Origin of the sequence: Thiomicrorhabdus immobilis (genome assembly GCF_021654855.1) — a bacterium.
Lineage (GTDB): Bacteria > Pseudomonadota > Gammaproteobacteria > Thiomicrospirales > Thiomicrospiraceae > Thiomicrorhabdus > Thiomicrorhabdus immobilis.
In genome coordinates this window covers 1979257-1995686 of sequence record NZ_AP024202.1, presented here as the reverse complement: position 1 = coordinate 1995686, position 16430 = coordinate 1979257, and the positions used below count along the sequence as shown (strand labels likewise).

Genomic DNA, 16430 nt, shown 5'->3' with positions numbered 1-16430 from the left:
CTAATAGAAAAGCCAAAAGACTTAGGAATCTACTGATGGAACAGAAAATACAGTTCGACGAAGCGTTGATTAAACGCTATAACCAATCAGGACCTCGTTATACCTCTTATCCAACCGCAGTGCAGTTTGATGAAACCTTTGGTATTGATGATTACAAAGCGGCGGCCGCAAGAAGTAATCAGACGGATCGTGGTTTGTCATTGTATTTCCATATCCCTTTTTGCGATACAGTCTGTTTCTTTTGTGCCTGTAATAAAGTTTGGACACGTGACCGCTCAAAAACCACACCTTATCTAGAGCGTCTTTTCAAAGAGATTGAAATGCAATCTGAATTGTTTGATTCCTCCCGTAAGGTAGAGCAGTTGCATTTAGGCGGCGGAACCCCCACGTTTATCAATAATGATGAAATGCGTCAGTTGATGGAGAAAACCCGTCAGCACTTTAATTTATATGATGACGATACCGGTGAATATTCCATAGAGATTGATCCACGTGAAGCAAACCGTGAATCGGTTAAACTGCTTCGCGAGCTTGGTTTCAACCGCATGAGTTTAGGGGTGCAGGATTTTGATCCGGCGGTGCAAAAAGCGGTGAATCGTATCCAAACCCAGGCGGAGACGTTTGAGGTTTTAGAAGGCGCGCGTGAAGCGGGCTTTATGTCGGTGAATGTCGATTTGATTTACGGTTTGCCGCTACAAACCGAAAAAGGTTTTTTACATACCTTAGACCGAGTGTTGGAAGCCGAGCCAGACCGTTTCTCTATTTTCAACTATGCCCATATGCCAAGCATGTTCCCCACTCAAAAGAAAATGAATGAAGCGGATATGCCTTCGGCCGATGAGAAGTTGGCGATTTTGCACTCCACTACCGAACGTTTGTTGGAAGCGGGTTATGTGTATATTGGGATGGATCACTTCGCCAAGCCGGATGATGAGCTGGCGATTGCCCAGCGAAATGAAACCTTGTACCGTAATTTTCAGGGGTATTCGACTCATGCCGAGTGCGATCTGGTGGGGATGGGGGCAACCTCGATTTCTTTGCTTAACAATACCTATGCACAAAACCGTAAAAGTTTAGCCGAGTATTATGAAGCGATTGATGCGGGTGATTTAGCGGTTTATCGTGGTGTACAGTTAACGGAAGACGACGAATTACGCCGTGATGTCATTACCCGTTTAATCAGCCACTTCCATTTGAACTTTGCCAAAATTGATGCACAGTGGAATATCCGTTTTAAGGAGTACTTCGCTTCTGAACTGAAAAATCTAGCGCCAATGGCAGAAGATGGATTACTCACCATGACGGAGGAGGATATTTACATAACCGCTAAAGGGCGTTTATTGATCCGCAATATCTGCATGGTGTTTGATGCTTATCTAAAAGCGGGCACGGCAAACCGTTTTTCGAAAGTAATATGAAATATAGGTCTATTCAATATATTAAAAGCCGAGAATATTAAAAGCCGAGTCAATCTCGGCTTTTTTGTCTTTTTTTCAAAGTCTTTGAAAAGCGACCAGGCCTGGTCATTCTGTTCTTGCTTAAGGTTCGAAGGTGTTCACTTTATCGGAATAAAACCCAGGAATGACCTTTTGGCTCTTTTTCTCAACTATCTCACCCGGTTTTGGAAACCAATTGGCTGTTTTGTCGGTAAAGTAATATACAGTTAACCCCACCCATTCGCGCCAAGCAGGTTCTAATGCTTTTAAGTGGTCAAAAAGGTCAAAATCGAAAATCCTTAACTCGTCGGCATTGGTGCGGTAGTCAACAGGGTAAGGTATGACGTTGATGCCTTGAGCTCTGGCAACACCGACCGACCGAGGCATGTGAAAACTGGATGTTACCAGTAGATAGGTACCTTGCGGTTTGGGTAGCAGCACTTTTGTATACTTAAAATTTTCATAAGTGTTTCTGGATTTAGATTCAATGATTAGACGTGATTCTTGAATGCCAATGGTGGTCAGAATTTGTCTAGCCAGAGCGCCTTCACCCTCCGAGTTTTGTAGGCTTACCAAGCCGCTTCCACCCGTGAATATCACTGGAACATTGGGGTAGGCTAACGCCAAACTGGCTGTACCGATATAGCGGTCACCACCTAGACCGAGTTCAGCCACCTTCCAACTCAAAGAGCGTTTTAAATCCTCTCCACCACCTAATATGATGATTCCATCAATCTTTTCGGGCATTACAGAAGGGGTTGAAAAACGTTCTTCCAGTGGCTTCATCAGATAATCACTAATCGGGTAAGCCATTAAAACAAAAGCCACCAGGCCTGTTGGAATCAAAATCTTCTTAGCAGCGGAAATCTTATTGAAAACTAAAAAAACAACACCAAAAAATAGAAAAAACACCAGAAGATTTCCCGGGCTTAAAAAGGCCCAACCTATTTTTGAAGCTAAAAAGAATAGTTCATCCACTGTGTGATATTCCTATTTTGGGTGCTTGTCATTAGAAAAATCAAGCAAGTTACTTGTAATCAATACTTCAATTATTGAATGGAGTGATAATAAAATATAACCAATTCGCCCTTGAATGTAAAAACATTATCCCTATATTTTAGGTAGTTATACAGTATTCATTAAGGAGTTTGCCAAAAATGATGGACAAATTTACTACCCAGTTTCAAAGTGTCTTGGGTCAGGCACAGTCACTTGCAGTCGGCAAAGACAACCAGTTTATCGAACCCGTTCATGTCCTTGCGGCTTTAATTGACGAGTCGGCGGATTTATTGCAATTATCGAATGTGAATGTGCCGCTTTTAAAACAGTCTTTAGCAGAAAAAATAGCGAGTTTACCCAAGGTTTCCGGGGCTGGAGGTAATGTCCAATTATCTCAGCAGTCCGCAAATGTATTAAATTTAATGGATAAACAGGCGCAAAAAAATGGCGATAGTTATATTGCCAGCGAATTGTTTTATCCCGCGCTATTGGAAACCTCAGATATTGCAGCCAGTCTGTTGAAAAAAGCCGGCGCAACCATCGAAGCGATTAACAAAGCCATTCAGCAAGTAAGAGGAGGCGAAACCGTGCAAGATCAGAATGCAGAAGAGAACCGTCAAGCTTTAGATAAATATACCGTTGATTTAACCGCGCAAGCAGAAGCTGGTAAATTAGACCCGGTTATTGGCCGTGATGATGAAATTCGCCGCGCAGTTCAGGTTTTACAACGTCGTACCAAAAACAACCCGGTATTGATTGGTGAACCTGGGGTTGGTAAAACCGCCATTGTTGAAGGTTTGGCTCAGCGTATTATCAACGGTGAAGTGCCGGAAGGTTTGAAAAACAAACGTCTGCTTTCACTTGATTTAGCCGGCCTGTTGGCGGGTGCGAAATATCGTGGTGAGTTTGAAGAGCGTCTGAAATCCTTATTGAAAGACCTGGAAAAGCAAGAAGGCAAGGTCATCTTATTTATCGATGAAATCCATACCATGGTCGGTGCAGGTAAGACCGAAGGTTCGATGGACGCAGGTAATATGTTGAAGCCAGCTTTGGCACGTGGTGCACTTCACTGTATTGGTGCCACCACCTTGGATGAGTACCGTGAAAACATCGAAAAAGACGCGGCTTTAGAACGCCGTTTCCAAAAAGTATTGGTCGATGAGCCGACCGAAGAAGATACCATTGCGATTTTACGTGGTTTGAAAGAGCGTTATGAAGTGCATCATGGGGTGGATATTACCGACCCTGCGATTGTTGCTGCGGCAAGGCTTTCACAGCGTTATATCACCGATCGCCAGTTACCGGATAAGGCGATCGACTTGATCGATGAAGCGGCTTCACGTATCCGTATGGAGATTGACTCTAAGCCTGAAGTCATGGATAAGTTAGACCGCCGTTTGATTCAGTTGAAGATTGAGCAGGTTGCGCTTAAAAAAGAGAAAGACGAAGCTTCCAAAAAACGTTTGACCATCCTTCAAGATGAGATTCAATCTTTGGAAAAAGAGTATTCGGATTTGGAGGAGATCTGGAAAAAGGATAAAGCCGCGTTACAAGGTGCTCAACAATTCAAAGAACAGCTTGAATCCGCTCGTTTAGAGTTGGAAACCGCAAGACGTGCGGGTAATCTGGCCAAAATGTCTGAAATTCAGTACGGTACAATCCCTGAGTTGGAAGCGAAAATCCAAGCCGCTGAAATGGCTGAGAGTGAAGCTGAAGAGGGGGAAGGTTCGCATCTGTTGCGAAATAAAGTAACCGAAGAAGAGATTGCTGAAGTCGTCGCTCGTTGGACGGGGATTCCTGTTTCGAGAATGATGGAAGGTGAACGTGACAAGCTATTACGTATGGAAGAAGCCTTGGGTAAAAACGTCATTGGTCAGGCAGAAGCGGTAAAATCGGTTTCCGATGCGATTCGTCGTTCCCGTGCTGGCCTATCAGATCCAAATCGTCCAAATGGTTCTTTCCTGTTCTTAGGGCCAACGGGTGTCGGTAAAACCGAATTGACCAAAGCCTTAGCGGATTTCTTATTCGATACTCAAGATGCCATCGTGCGTATTGATATGTCCGAGTTTATGGAAAAGCACTCCGTATCCCGTCTAGTCGGGGCGCCTCCAGGGTATGTCGGCTATGAACAAGGTGGCTATTTAACCGAAGCGGTACGCCGTAAACCTTATTCGGTGATTTTATTGGATGAGGTTGAAAAAGCGCATCCTGATGTGTTCAATATACTGTTGCAAGTATTGGATGATGGACGTTTGACAGATGGTCAAGGTCGAACTGTCGACTTTAAAAACACGGTCATCGTCATGACTTCAAACTTAGGTTCACAAGTCATCCAGGAAAAAGCGGGTGTTGCCTCTTATGACGAGATGAAGGCCGATGTGATGGAAGTGGTCGGTGGTTATTTCAGACCGGAGTTTGTCAACCGTATCGATGACATTGTTGTCTTCCATCCTTTAGGAAAAGAGCAAATTCGTGCGATTGCCAATATTCAATTGCAAAGCTTACGCAGCCGTTTGGCGGATGCGGATTTAGGATTGGAGATTAGTGATGAAGCTCTTGATATCCTAGGTGAAGCAGGTTTTGATCCGGTGTTTGGTGCTAGACCTCTAAAACGAGTCATTCAGCAGCGTATCGAAAACCCGTTAGCGCAAAAAATCTTGCAAGGTGATTACCTTGCAGGTTCTAGCGTGAATATATCGTTAGCGAATGGAGAGATTGTTTTCAATTAATCTCGGTAAATTCACGATTGAATTAAGCCCTTATTCTCAGCATAGAAAATAAGGGCTTTTTTATAAAGGATGATTTTAAAAGAGGCAAGCTTTTTTAAAATGGAGAGGAGGGATGTATCGATTTAAGCGATTTCGTCTTCAAATTTGTCTTCAAAACGCTTAACTTTTTTGTATGCTTTCCTCACCGCTTTTTTTACTTTCTTCTCTACATCAATATGTTCTTCCACCGACATGTAGAAAGACATGTCGATATCGTAACGAATGTAACGGGGAGGGATGCGATTCAAAGCGATGCAAGCCATATCCGCTAATGCGTTGCTGTCTTCAAATTTATCTGCATAATTTTCTTTTATTTCATTGAAGACCAGACGTTCAAAGTAATTGTGTACGCTATCCATTGGCATAACAGCCTCCTTACGGATTGTTCCTGGGATATACATGAGCGCTTCCTATTGTTTATCCATGAAAAAATTAGGTTTTTCAACTATACCCTATATTCCATTATAAAAAAAGCACCCGAAGGTGCTTAATTTACAGTGGAAAATGACAACTTTTTAAAGCTTATTTTTCACGGGCTACCGCTCTATGGCCGATATCATCACGATAATACACTTCATCCCAGTTAATCATCGCAACACCTTCATAAGCGCGTTTTTGCGCAGCGGTTACGTTTTCACCTAAGGCGGTTACACAAAGCACACGTCCACCAGAGGTAATGACTTCATTGTTGTCATTTAGACTGGTTCCAGCGTGAAATACTTTTAAGTCAGCGGCATCGACTTTATCAAGACCGGAAATCACATCGGCTTTACGGTAATCATCAGGGTAACCACCCGCAGCCATCACAACACCTAATGCCGCACGAGAATCCCATTGGGCGGTAACGGTATCCAGTTTGCCATCAATTGCAGCTAAACATAACGCCGCTAAATCTGATTTTAGACGCATCATGATCGGCTGGGTTTCAGGGTCTCCAAAACGACAGTTAAACTCCAGTACTTTTGGAATACCATTACGATCAATCATCACTCCTGCATACAAGAAACCTGTATAAGGAAGACCGTCTTTAGCCATGCCTTCAATGGTTGGGTAGATAACCGTATCCATAATACGATCGTGAATTTCACGCGTTACCACTGGAGCTGGTGTATAAGCCCCCATACCACCAGTATTTGGGCCTGTATCACCATTGTTACGAGCTTTGTGGTCTTGAGAAGTTGCCATTGGCAATACGTTTTTACCATCCGCCATGACAATAAAGCTGGCTTCTTCACCCACCAAAAACTCTTCGATGACGACACGTGAACCGGCATCGCCAAACTTATTACCCGCAAGCATATCTGAAACGGCATCTTTGGCTTCTTGCAAGGTGTCTGCAAGTATCACCCCTTTACCTGCCGCTAGACCGTCAGCTTTGATGACAATCGGTACACCGACTTTATCTAAATAAGCGTGCGCTGGTTCGATGTCAGTGAACACTTCATATTCAGCGGTAGGGATATTGTGTTTGGCTAAGAAATCTTTGGAGAATGCTTTTGAACCTTCTAACTGTGCCGCTGCCGCAGTAGGGCCAAAACACTTTAAGCCAGCTTCGTTAAAAGCATCGACCACACCTAAAACTAAAGGTACTTCAGGGCCAACAATGGCTAAATCAATTTTGTTTTCTTTAGCAAAAGTGACCAGGCCTGTTATATCTTCAACTGCAATGTTTACATTGGTTAAATTAGGTTCTAAAGCCGTACCCGCATTGCCTGGAGCTACAAAGACTTCTTTTACCTCTTTCGCTTGAGCTGTTTTCCAAGCCAAGGCATGTTCACGGCCGCCGCCACCAATTATTAAAATTCTCATAGTCATTTTCTCTTTCTAATTTTGAACCACGAAGACACGAAGTCACGAAGTTTTATAAAACGAATCTTTTAATACCATTTTTTAAAATGGATTCATTGAAGTTAATCAATAGTCCCGTTTTTATTTGGGTTAATTTCATGTAAGTTAGTAATTGAGCTTGATGAATGCCTTGGAGTTTATCGACTGCTTTTAACTCAATAATAAGTTGGTTATCAATGAGTAAATCAATACGGTAGTTTTGATTGAGTTGATGTCCCTTGTAGATGACGGGGACTTCAATTTGACATTGATGATGGATATTATTAGTTTTTAGTTCGTAACTAAGGCATTGCTCATAAACCGACTCTAACAGCCCAGGCCCTAAATTTTTATGTACTTCAATTGCTAAACCAATGACTTGATTGGAAAGGTTGTCAAATTGCATAAAAACTTCGTGCCTTCGTGTCTTCGTGGTTCAACTGATTTTAATGCTTAAAGTGTCTCATCCCTGTAAACACCATCGCTATACCGTGTTCGTCAGCGGCGTCAATCACTTCTTGGTCGCGCATAGAACCGCCCGGATGAATCACTGCGGTAATCCCGGCTTCTGCCGCTGCATCAATTCCATCACGGAAAGGGAAGAACGCATCTGATGCCATCACTGAACCAGGGACTTCTAAACCTTCATCTGCTGCTTTAATGCCGGCGATTTTCGCTGAGTAAACACGGCTCATCTGACCTGCACCCACACCAATCGTCATGCCGTCTTTAACATAAACAATGGCGTTAGATTTCACGAATTTAGCGACTTTCCAAGCAAACATCAGGTCTTTCATCTGTTCTGCAGTTGGCGCTTTTTTAGTGACCACTTTTAGGTCAGCTTCATCGACCATACCTAAATCACGGTCTTGAACCAGTAGGCCACCGGTTACACGCTTGTAGTCGTAAGCGGCTTGTTGTGCACCTAATTCACCACATTCAAGTAGACGGACGTTCTGTTTAGCTTCAACAATCTCTTTAGCTTCTTCAGATACGGTCGGTGCAATAATCACTTCAACAAACTGACGTTCGACAATCGCTTGTGCTGTATCGGCATCCAGTTCGGTATTGAAAGCGATAATGCCTCCGAATGCTGACGTTGGGTCAGTTTTATAAGCTCGGTCATAAGCGTCTAATTGACTAGAGCCGATTGCTACACCACATGGGTTGGCGTGTTTAACGATGACACAAGCGGTTTCAGTGAAAGTTTTCACTAATTCCAAGGCCGCATCGGTATCCGCGATATTGTTAAAAGAAAGCTCTTTACCTTGAATTTGGGTTGCCGTCGAGATAGACGCTTCTGATGGATTACGTTCTGTATAGAAAGCGGCATTTTGATGAGGGTTTTCACCGTAACGCATAGACTGTTTTTTAACAAACTGGGTGTTGTAAGTACGTGGGAACTTATCTTCGCCATCTTCAGAAAACATAGTGCCGAAGTAGTTGGAAATCGCACCATCGTAACGTGCAGTTTGTTCAAAAGTCTTAATCGCTAAATCAAAACGGGTTGCGTGGCTCAACTGACCATCGTTGTTTTGCATTTCCAATAGAATGTGTGCGTAGTCATCAGGGTCGGTTACGACAGCCACATCTTTATGGTTTTTAGCCGCAGAACGCAACATGGTAGGGCCGCCGATATCGATGTTTTCAATGGCGTCTTCCAATTTACAGTTCGGGTTGGCTACCGTGGCTTCGAATGGGTATAGGTTAACCACGACCATATCGATGGCATCAATACCATGTTCGGCCATAATGGCATCATCGGTACCGCGTCGACCTAAAAGGCCACCATGAATCTTAGGGTGTAACGTCTTTACACGACCATCCATCATTTCTGGGAAACCGGTGTATTCTGAAACTTCAGTTACAGGTAAGCCTGCTTCTGATAGCACTTTATAAGTTCCGCCGGTTGAAAGAATTGCAACATTCATTGCTGTTAAAGATTCGGCAAACTCTAAAATGCCGGTCTTATCAGAAACGCTAATTAGGGCGCGACGTACTGGTTTCATGGGATGGTTCTCCAAAAATATAAACTAAAATTTAAATTAGGTTTGACGAGACGGATTAGGCCAGGTCGTATTTCTGCATCTTTTTCTTAAGGGTGTTACGGTTAATTCCTAGAATATTGGCAGCATGTGTTTGGTTGTTTTCTGTTTGTTGTAGTACAAATTCAATCAATGGTCTCTCAACTTGTTGCAAAACCATTTCATATACATCATTGGCGCTTTGTTCTTCTAAGGTATTGAAGTAAGTCTCAAGCATCGATGTAACCTGTTGGCTGAGCGATGAGGTTGGCAATGCCTGACTATTTTGATGGATGTTTTTTTGGGTCATGCTCATTAAGTCTTTTTCACTGGATGGTTGTTTAGCTAGCCATTCCAGACAGGGTTATTCTGTTTTACAGCAATTTTATTTGGTTCATAACAGTTGTTTAAAGAACTGTTCAAGCAGATCGATCTGCTCAATAGGCGAATTCAATAAGTTAAATTCTTTACGTAATAGCGCACCTTTGCCTTGCTGGTTTAGCTTATTGTCCAAGCTTTGTGCATACCAGCCAATATGTTTACGGGCAATTCGTACTCCCAAGATTTCACCATAGAGGGCATGCAAGCCTTGGGTATGCTGTAACATCGTGGTTTCAAACTCAAGCAAGCTAGGAGCTGCGAGTTTTTGGCCGGTATTAAGGTAATGATTTAACTCACGAAATATCCAAGGGTAGCCTTGGGAGGCGCGTCCAATCATGATGCCGTCAGCAGTGGTGTATTTTAATACAAAATCGGCTTGTTCGGGGGTGCAAATATCACCATTTGCAATCACCGGAATATTTACCTGTTGTTTGACCTGTTTGATCGTATCGTATTCGGCGTGCCCTTGGAATTTATCCTCTCGAGTACGCCCATGGATGGTGATGGCTTTCAAGCCCTCGGATTCGGCAATTTGGGCGATTTGCATCGCGTTTTTGTTGTCAAAATCGGTTCCTGTTCGGGTTTTGACCGTTACCGGAACATCCACCGCATTCACCACCGCGTTGAATATTTTCCTGACCTTATCGGGATCAGCCATCAGAGCGGAACCCGCCGCGACACTACAGACTTTTTTGGCTGGACAACCCATATTCAAATCGATGATTTGCGCGCCTTGCGAAACTTGCCAAGCGGCCGCATCGGCCAACTCTTGAGGGTCTGTACCAATCAATTGCACCGCACGAGGTTCTGGGTCATTTAAATCGACATGTCGGGTAGAGGATTTTTTGGATTCCCAAAGCTGTTTTTTAGAGGCGACCATTTCCGCCAGCGTATAGCTCGCACCGTTTTGTCGGCAAATTTCCCTAAACACCGCATCGGTGATGCCTGCCATTGGGGCAAGCACAATATTGTGTTCAAATTGATAGGGACCGATTTGCAGCATAGTCGAAATTTTATATTAGTCTGTTGTTGTCTTGGAAACCAAACCTACCAGGCCTGGTAGGTTTTTTTAGCCAATTTTTTACCGGCTAAAAGACCCCATTCTTCTTGTGTTTGCATGCTATCCAGTTCAATGCCGACCGTTTTATAGTGTTTAACAAGGTCTTGAGCCTGGTTCGACAGTAATCCAGAAAGCACCAAAGTTCCGCCAGGTTTCAACAATCTATCAAATTCAGGTGAAAGTTCCTTAAGTGGCCCGGCTAAGATATTGGCGACGATTAAGTCAGCCGGTTCAGAGTGAAACTCTTTGACCAAAGCGAATTCAATCTGTGCATTATTGCGTTCCGCATTTTGCTGGCTGGCGGTAATCGCTTGTGGATCAATGTCTGTGCCTTTCACGTTTTCAGCGCCTAGCTTTTTGGCCGCTAAAGCCAAAACCCCAGAACCACAACCATAATCGATCACGTTTAAGCCTTGAGGCGCGTTTTGATCCAACCAAGTCAAACAGAGTGAAGTCGTAGGGTGGGTTCCTGTACCAAAGGCCATACCAGGGTCAAGCATTAAGTTGATCGCTTCGGGTTGCGGAGGTTCACACCAACTTGGCACAATCCAAAGGTTGTCACCAAACTGCATCGGTTTGAATTGGTCCATCCAAGCGCGAATCCAGTCTTTATCTTCTAATTGCTCGACTTTATATTGTTCGGCTGGAACTTGTGGAATGATTTGAGTTAATAACTCAATCACCGCTTTACTGTCTACCTCGGCATCAAATAACCCGACCACTTTGGTCACTCCCCAAATAGGCGTCGTGCCGATTTCGGGTTCGAAAATAGGTTGATCCTTTGCGTCTTCAAAAGTGACCGAAGCGGCTTCCGCTTCCATGAGTGCGTCAGATAGAGGTTCAGCTAATGCTTCTTCAACGATGGTATTGATTTGAATCCAAGCCATGAGAGTTCCTAGAATTTGGGAATGATTAAAATGTAAAAACCACGAAGACACAAAGTATCTTCGTGGTTATTCACTTAAGACAGCAGTATTGCTTAAACTAAGTGTTCTAAACGCTCTTCTAAATAGTGAATGTTGCGACCACCGTCTTGGAAGCCACCATCATTCATGATTTCGCGCTGTAGATGGATATTGGTATCGATACCTTTAATCACCATTTCACTTAAAGCACTGTCCATACGGGCAATCGCGGTATCACGACAACTACCGAAACAGATCAGCTTACCAATCATTGAATCGTAGTGTGGTGGTACTGAGTAGCCAGTATAGATGTGAGAATCCCAACGAACCCCTAGGCCGCCTGGTAGGTGTAATCTTTCGATTTTACCAGGCGATGGCATAAAGTTTTTAGCCGGGTTTTCAGCATTCACACGGCACTCGATAGCGTGACCGGTCAGTTTGATGTCTTCCTGTTTAAGGCTTAATGGTAAGCCAGCGGCAACTTCAATCTGTGCTTTAACCAGGTCAATGCCGGTAACCATTTCGGTAACACAATGCTCAACCTGTAAACGGGTGTTCATCTCAATAAAGTAGAACTCACCGTTTTCATATAGGAACTCAAATGTCCCCGCACCACGGTAGTTGATTTCAATACAAGCCTTAACACAGGCCGCACCGATTTTATTACGCTGTTCTTCGGTTACACCAGGCGCTGGCGCTTCTTCAACCACTTTTTGGTGACGACGCTGCATTGAGCAATCACGTTCACCAAGGTGAACCGCATTGCCTTGACCATCGGCTAATACCTGAATCTCTACATGGCGTGGGTTCTCTAAGAATTTTTCCATGTAAACTTCAGGGTTACCAAAGAAACTACCCGCTTCGGATTTGGTCAATTGGATAGATTTCAGTAAGTTCGCTTCAGTGTGTACAACACGCATACCACGACCACCACCACCACCAGATGCTTTGATGATGATTGGATAGCCAATCTCTTTAGCAATGCGGTGGTTTTCAGCATCGTCATCCCCCAGCGGGCCGCCAGAACCAGGAACCGTTGGAACGCCAGCCGCTTTCATGGCACGAATGGCAGATACCTTGTCACCCATAATGCGGATGGTTTCGGCTTTAGGACCAATAAAACGGAAACCGCTTTCTTCAACACGTTCTGCAAAGTCGGCGTTTTCGGAAAGGAAACCATATCCTGGGTGGATGGCTTCGGCATCGGTTACTTCGGCAGCGGAAATGATGGCCGCCATATTTAGGTAGCTGTTGGTTGAGGCTGGAGGCCCGATACAAACAGACTCGTCAGCCAATAATACATGCTTTAAATCAGCGTCAGCCGTTGAGTGAACCGCAACGGTTTTAATGCCTAACTCTTTACAGGCTCTTAAAACGCGAAGGGCAATTTCCCCACGGTTAGCAATTAGGATTTTTTCGATCATATTGCTATTCCTTATTCGATTACGAATAGTGTTTGACCAAATTCAACTGGCTCACCGTTGACTGCAACGATTTGTTTTACTGTTCCAATTTTATCCGATTCGATAGGGTTCATGATTTTCATCGCTTCGATAATACATAATGTATCACCTTCAGAAACCTTGTCGCCAACCTTAACGAAAGGACCAGCATCAGGAGATGGTGCTGAGTAGAAAGTACCGACCATTGGAGAAGTCACTTTATGACCGTTTGCTTCTGAAGACGCCGCTTCTGCTACTGGAGCTGTAGCAGAAGGCGCCGCTGTGACTGGAGCAGGTGCCGCAACAGGTGCTGGAGCGGCTGCCATCGGTGCAGAAACAATCACTTGTTCTTTGCTGCGAGAGATACGAATGTTGTGTTCGCCTTCTTTGATTTCAATTTCAGCAATATCTGACTGTTCTACAATTTCAATTAATTTACGAATTGAACGAATATCCATGGTGTATCCTCTGTTCTTATTTTAGGTATCAAGTATTTGCACGAGATACTGGGTTAAATCTTAAGTTTTTTATATAGGGTTGTTTTACGCTGGTTTTGTTTGGTTTTAGGCTTCCAGTTTTTCAATCGCCGCTTCAAAGGCCAATTGGTAACCTTTGGTTCCCAAGCCTGCAATCACGCCATCAGCAATATCCGAAAAGTAAGAATGTTTTCTAAAAGCTTCACGTTTATAGACGTTAGACAAGTGCACTTCAATAAAAGGCACATTAATTGTGGCTAACGCATCACGAATGGCAACGCTGGTATGGGTGAAAGCGGCGGGGTTGATGATGATATAGTTGGTGCCGTCATCCATTGCTTGGTGGATACGCTCAACAATCTCATGCTCAGCATTGCTTTGAAAGTCGAATAAGCGAACATTGTATTCGTCAGCAAGCTCAATCAAACCTTCAATTATGTCATCCAATGTTTCTGAACCATAGATTTCAGGCTCTCTACGCCCCAACATATTGAGGTTTGGTCCATTAATTACCAGAATCGTTGCCATAACTTGCCTTTTAAGCTGTTTATACACGTAAATTGAATGGCTGAATTATAACGTAACTGCTTTGATATCTCTATGTAAATAACAATAAAAACATTAGGTATTTTGCATGAAAAGATGCGTTCTGTTTTGAAGTTGCAATAAACGTCAGAAAAACTGAGAAGAGGATTGTGTAAGAAAGAGTGGGTGAACAATGGTAGTTAAAGCAGTGCTTCAGGTTTAACTACCATTGTGAAATCAACAGTGATTTAGAGCGCCTATTTAAAAGCCTTATTGATGTTTTGGGTAAAGTCTTCAGCTTTCTTAAATCCAACCACTCTCTGTGCTTTTTGTTCTGTTCCAGCGGTGTTGAAGAATAGAATTGCCGGTGGGCCAATAATGCCAAACTGTTTCATCAACGCTTTATCAGTGGCATCATTAGCGGTCACATCCGCTTGCAGTAATGTCACGCCTTTAAGGGCGGCATGCACGCCTGCATCGGTAAAGGTTAGGGCTTCCATCTCTTTGCAACTGATGCACCAATCGGCATAGAAGTCGAGCATCACTGGGTTGCCTTTAGCCAGTTCCGCCTCAAGGTCGCCTTGTGACTTAATGGTTTTAAAGCTTAAGTGTTCTGACTGGCTTTGTACACCTATCCCCCCACCTTGAAAGACTTTCAAAGGTTGAAACATCTGTTTGCTACCACCTAATAGCCCCACCAAAATCATGGCGCCATAGAGGAAGAGTGCAATTCCAAAGCCTTTAGCCAATTTTGCCCAACCCGTTTTACCGTTGCTGGTTTCAAATGTACCTAGATAAACCGCTGAGATAATGAACAGTAAAGCCCAGCTCAACATAGCGACTTCTGCTGGCACAATGCGTTCAGCCATCCAGATGGCAATACCGATTAACATCACTCCAAACACGGCTTTGACATTGTCCATCCAGGCTCCCGCTCTTGGCAGAAGTTTCCCAGCAGACGTTCCAAGCAATAATAGTGGTAATCCCATTCCCATACTCATCGCGAAGAGGGCGGTTCCACCTAGTAACGCATCACCGGTTTGACCGATATAAATCAATGCTCCAGCAAGTGGGGGAGCAACACAAGGGCCTACAATCAATGCCGATAAAAAGCCCATAATGGCAACCCCGGTTAGGGTTCCACCTTGCTGTTTATTGGAGATGTTGGTGAGTTTGGATTGTAAACTGCTCGGTAATTGGAGTTCATAGAAGCCAAACATCGAGAAGGCAAGCAGAATGAAAATGACCGCAAAGCTACCAATAATCCATGGGTTTTGGAAAGCCACCTGTAGGTTCTCACCAAATATGCCTGCAAGTACTCCGGCCACCGTATAAGTGACCGACATAGCCAGTACATAAACCAAGGACATCACAAAAGCGCGGCGTGTGGTCAACTGGTCGCCTTGGCCAACAATAATGCTCGAAAGGATTGGAATCATTGGGAAGACACAAGGAGTGAATGCCAGTAACAAGCCAAAGATGAAGAAGGTCGCTATCACAATCCAGACACTGCTGTTTTTTAAGGTGTCTGCAATTTGATCGGTTTCAGAGAGTTGCTCAGTGTTACTTGCGTTATCCGCGGTGATGGCTGGTTGTGCAATCTCGGTTGAAACGTCGGTATTGATGTTTTTGGCATCAATTTCAATCTGTTTTTTGACTGGCGGATAACAGACACCGGAAGCCGCTGAACAGCCCTGGTATTCAATTTGAATGGTGGCTTTATCTTTGATTTCTGCAATAGGTAGAGAGGCAGAGAATTGGCCATGATAAACCATGGTTTTACCAAATAACTCGTCATCAATCAATTCTGCTTTTGGTAACTTCAGGGTTTGTAAGGTGGCATTACCTTTAACTACGGACGCTTTTATTTTATCTTGATAAAGATGATAATCTTTGGCGATGTTCCAGTTTAGTTCAAGCTGGCCATTTTGAATTGAGTGGCTAAATGCAAAGGCGTCTTCAGCGTCCAATAGTTCCGGCTGCTCATTGTCCTGTTTTAAGAAGTTGTTTAAAGCGGATAAAGAACCGAAGTTTTGACTGCCAGTTTGATTGTCAGAGATGGTTTGACTAGGCAGAGCTACCGTAAAGGTACGAGTTTGTGGCGGGTAACAAACTCCGATTTTATCTGCACACCCCTGATATTTTACGGTTAATTCTGTTGTATTAGCCGTACCTGTGTATGGAATAGTGACCGATGCCGAACCGTGAAACACCTCACTTTTACCAAATAGGGCATCATCAACGGTTTCCGCTTTGGAAAATTGTGCTTCAGCTAAAGTGATGTTGCTGGCGGTAACACTGATCTTATCTTTATAGAGTTTATAGTCGTCAGCGATTTTCCAATGGACTTGGATGGCTTGATTGTCCACCATGGGTTGTTGCAAAACAAAAGCATCGTCCACTTCAAGCAGTTCATCGGCCGCATAGCTGGTGAATGAAAACGCGGTTAGCAGAATCATGAAAATAGAGCTAATTAAGTTCTTGTAGTGGTTACCAATGATTGCGTTCGGTTTAATTTTTTCTAAGACCATAATGTTCTTGTACCCTATGCTGGAAATGAAGCTTGAAAAAGTCCGTTTTAACCCTA

At 43.7% G+C, this 16430-nt stretch carries 14 protein-coding genes; 2 read left to right on the top strand and 12 right to left on the bottom strand.

The genetic code is table 11. The annotated features are described in order from the left end of the window. The first annotated feature begins 35 nt into the window (after positions 1 to 35). Positions 36 to 1418 (top strand): oxygen-independent coproporphyrinogen III oxidase, encoded by a 1383-nt coding sequence (hemN, locus tag L6421_RS09100; protein WP_237261484.1) that lies wholly within the window; start codon positions 36 to 38, stop codon positions 1416 to 1418. Between the two features lie 120 nt (positions 1419 to 1538). On the opposite strand, the gene L6421_RS09095 is transcribed toward hemN, so the two are convergent. Next, positions 1539 to 2348, bottom strand: coding sequence for a YdcF family protein (locus tag L6421_RS09095; protein WP_311195277.1), 810 nt, complete (start codon positions 2346 to 2348; stop codon positions 1539 to 1541). 245 nt (positions 2349 to 2593) lie between these two features. On the opposite strand from L6421_RS09095, the gene clpB reads away from it, so the two are divergent. Next, on the top strand, positions 2594 to 5164 hold the full coding sequence (clpB, locus tag L6421_RS09090) for an ATP-dependent chaperone ClpB (protein WP_237261482.1): 2571 nt from the start codon (positions 2594 to 2596) through the stop codon (positions 5162 to 5164). Between the two features lie 122 nt (positions 5165 to 5286). On the opposite strand, the gene L6421_RS09085 is transcribed toward clpB, so the two are convergent. The 11 genes from L6421_RS09085 to L6421_RS09035 all read right to left on the bottom strand — a co-directional run bounded on the left by L6421_RS09085 (position 5287) and on the right by L6421_RS09035 (position 16374). Next, complete coding sequence (locus L6421_RS09085) at positions 5287 to 5568, bottom strand: late competence development ComFB family protein (protein ID WP_237261481.1); 282 nt, start codon at positions 5566 to 5568, stop codon at positions 5287 to 5289. A gap of 157 nt (positions 5569 to 5725) precedes the next feature. Then, positions 5726 to 7012, bottom strand: a complete 1287-nt coding sequence (gene purD / locus L6421_RS09080) for a phosphoribosylamine--glycine ligase (protein WP_237261480.1) — start codon at positions 7010 to 7012, stop codon at positions 5726 to 5728. Positions 7013 to 7064: 52 nt separating this feature from the next. After that, complete coding sequence (locus L6421_RS09075) at positions 7065 to 7436, bottom strand: GxxExxY protein (protein WP_237261479.1); 372 nt, start codon at positions 7434 to 7436, stop codon at positions 7065 to 7067. 40 nt (positions 7437 to 7476) lie between these two features. Further along, a complete protein-coding gene (gene purH, locus L6421_RS09070) occupies positions 7477 to 9039 on the bottom strand; it encodes a bifunctional phosphoribosylaminoimidazolecarboxamide formyltransferase/IMP cyclohydrolase (protein ID WP_237261478.1) in 1563 nt (520 codons plus the stop codon). Between the two features lie 55 nt (positions 9040 to 9094). Then, positions 9095 to 9370: a helix-turn-helix domain-containing protein gene (locus L6421_RS09065; RefSeq protein WP_237261477.1), complete on the bottom strand. Its 276-nt coding sequence runs from the start codon at positions 9368 to 9370 to the stop codon at positions 9095 to 9097. Positions 9371 to 9448: 78 nt separating this feature from the next. Next, a complete protein-coding gene (gene dusB, locus L6421_RS09060) occupies positions 9449 to 10438 on the bottom strand; it encodes a tRNA dihydrouridine synthase DusB (RefSeq protein ID WP_237261476.1) in 990 nt (329 codons plus the stop codon). Positions 10439 to 10482: 44 nt separating this feature from the next. Continuing rightward, positions 10483 to 11382 carry a 50S ribosomal protein L11 methyltransferase gene (gene prmA / locus L6421_RS09055; RefSeq protein WP_237261475.1) on the bottom strand — a complete coding sequence of 300 codons (900 nt, stop codon included), beginning with the start codon at positions 11380 to 11382 and terminating at the stop codon, positions 10483 to 10485. A gap of 92 nt (positions 11383 to 11474) precedes the next feature. Next, a complete protein-coding gene (gene accC / locus L6421_RS09050) occupies positions 11475 to 12824 on the bottom strand; it encodes an acetyl-CoA carboxylase biotin carboxylase subunit (protein WP_237261474.1) in 1350 nt (449 codons plus the stop codon). Between the two features lie 11 nt (positions 12825 to 12835). Then, a complete protein-coding gene (gene accB, locus L6421_RS09045; protein WP_237261473.1) occupies positions 12836 to 13300 on the bottom strand; it encodes an acetyl-CoA carboxylase biotin carboxyl carrier protein in 465 nt (154 codons plus the stop codon). A 105-nt stretch (positions 13301 to 13405) separates the two neighbouring features. Then, positions 13406 to 13846, bottom strand: coding sequence for a type II 3-dehydroquinate dehydratase (gene aroQ, locus L6421_RS09040; protein WP_237261472.1), 441 nt, complete (start codon positions 13844 to 13846; stop codon positions 13406 to 13408). 254 nt (positions 13847 to 14100) lie between these two features. Beyond that, a complete protein-coding gene (locus tag L6421_RS09035) occupies positions 14101 to 16374 on the bottom strand; it encodes a protein-disulfide reductase DsbD (RefSeq protein ID WP_237261471.1) in 2274 nt (757 codons plus the stop codon). Positions 16375 to 16430: the final 56 nt, after the last annotated feature.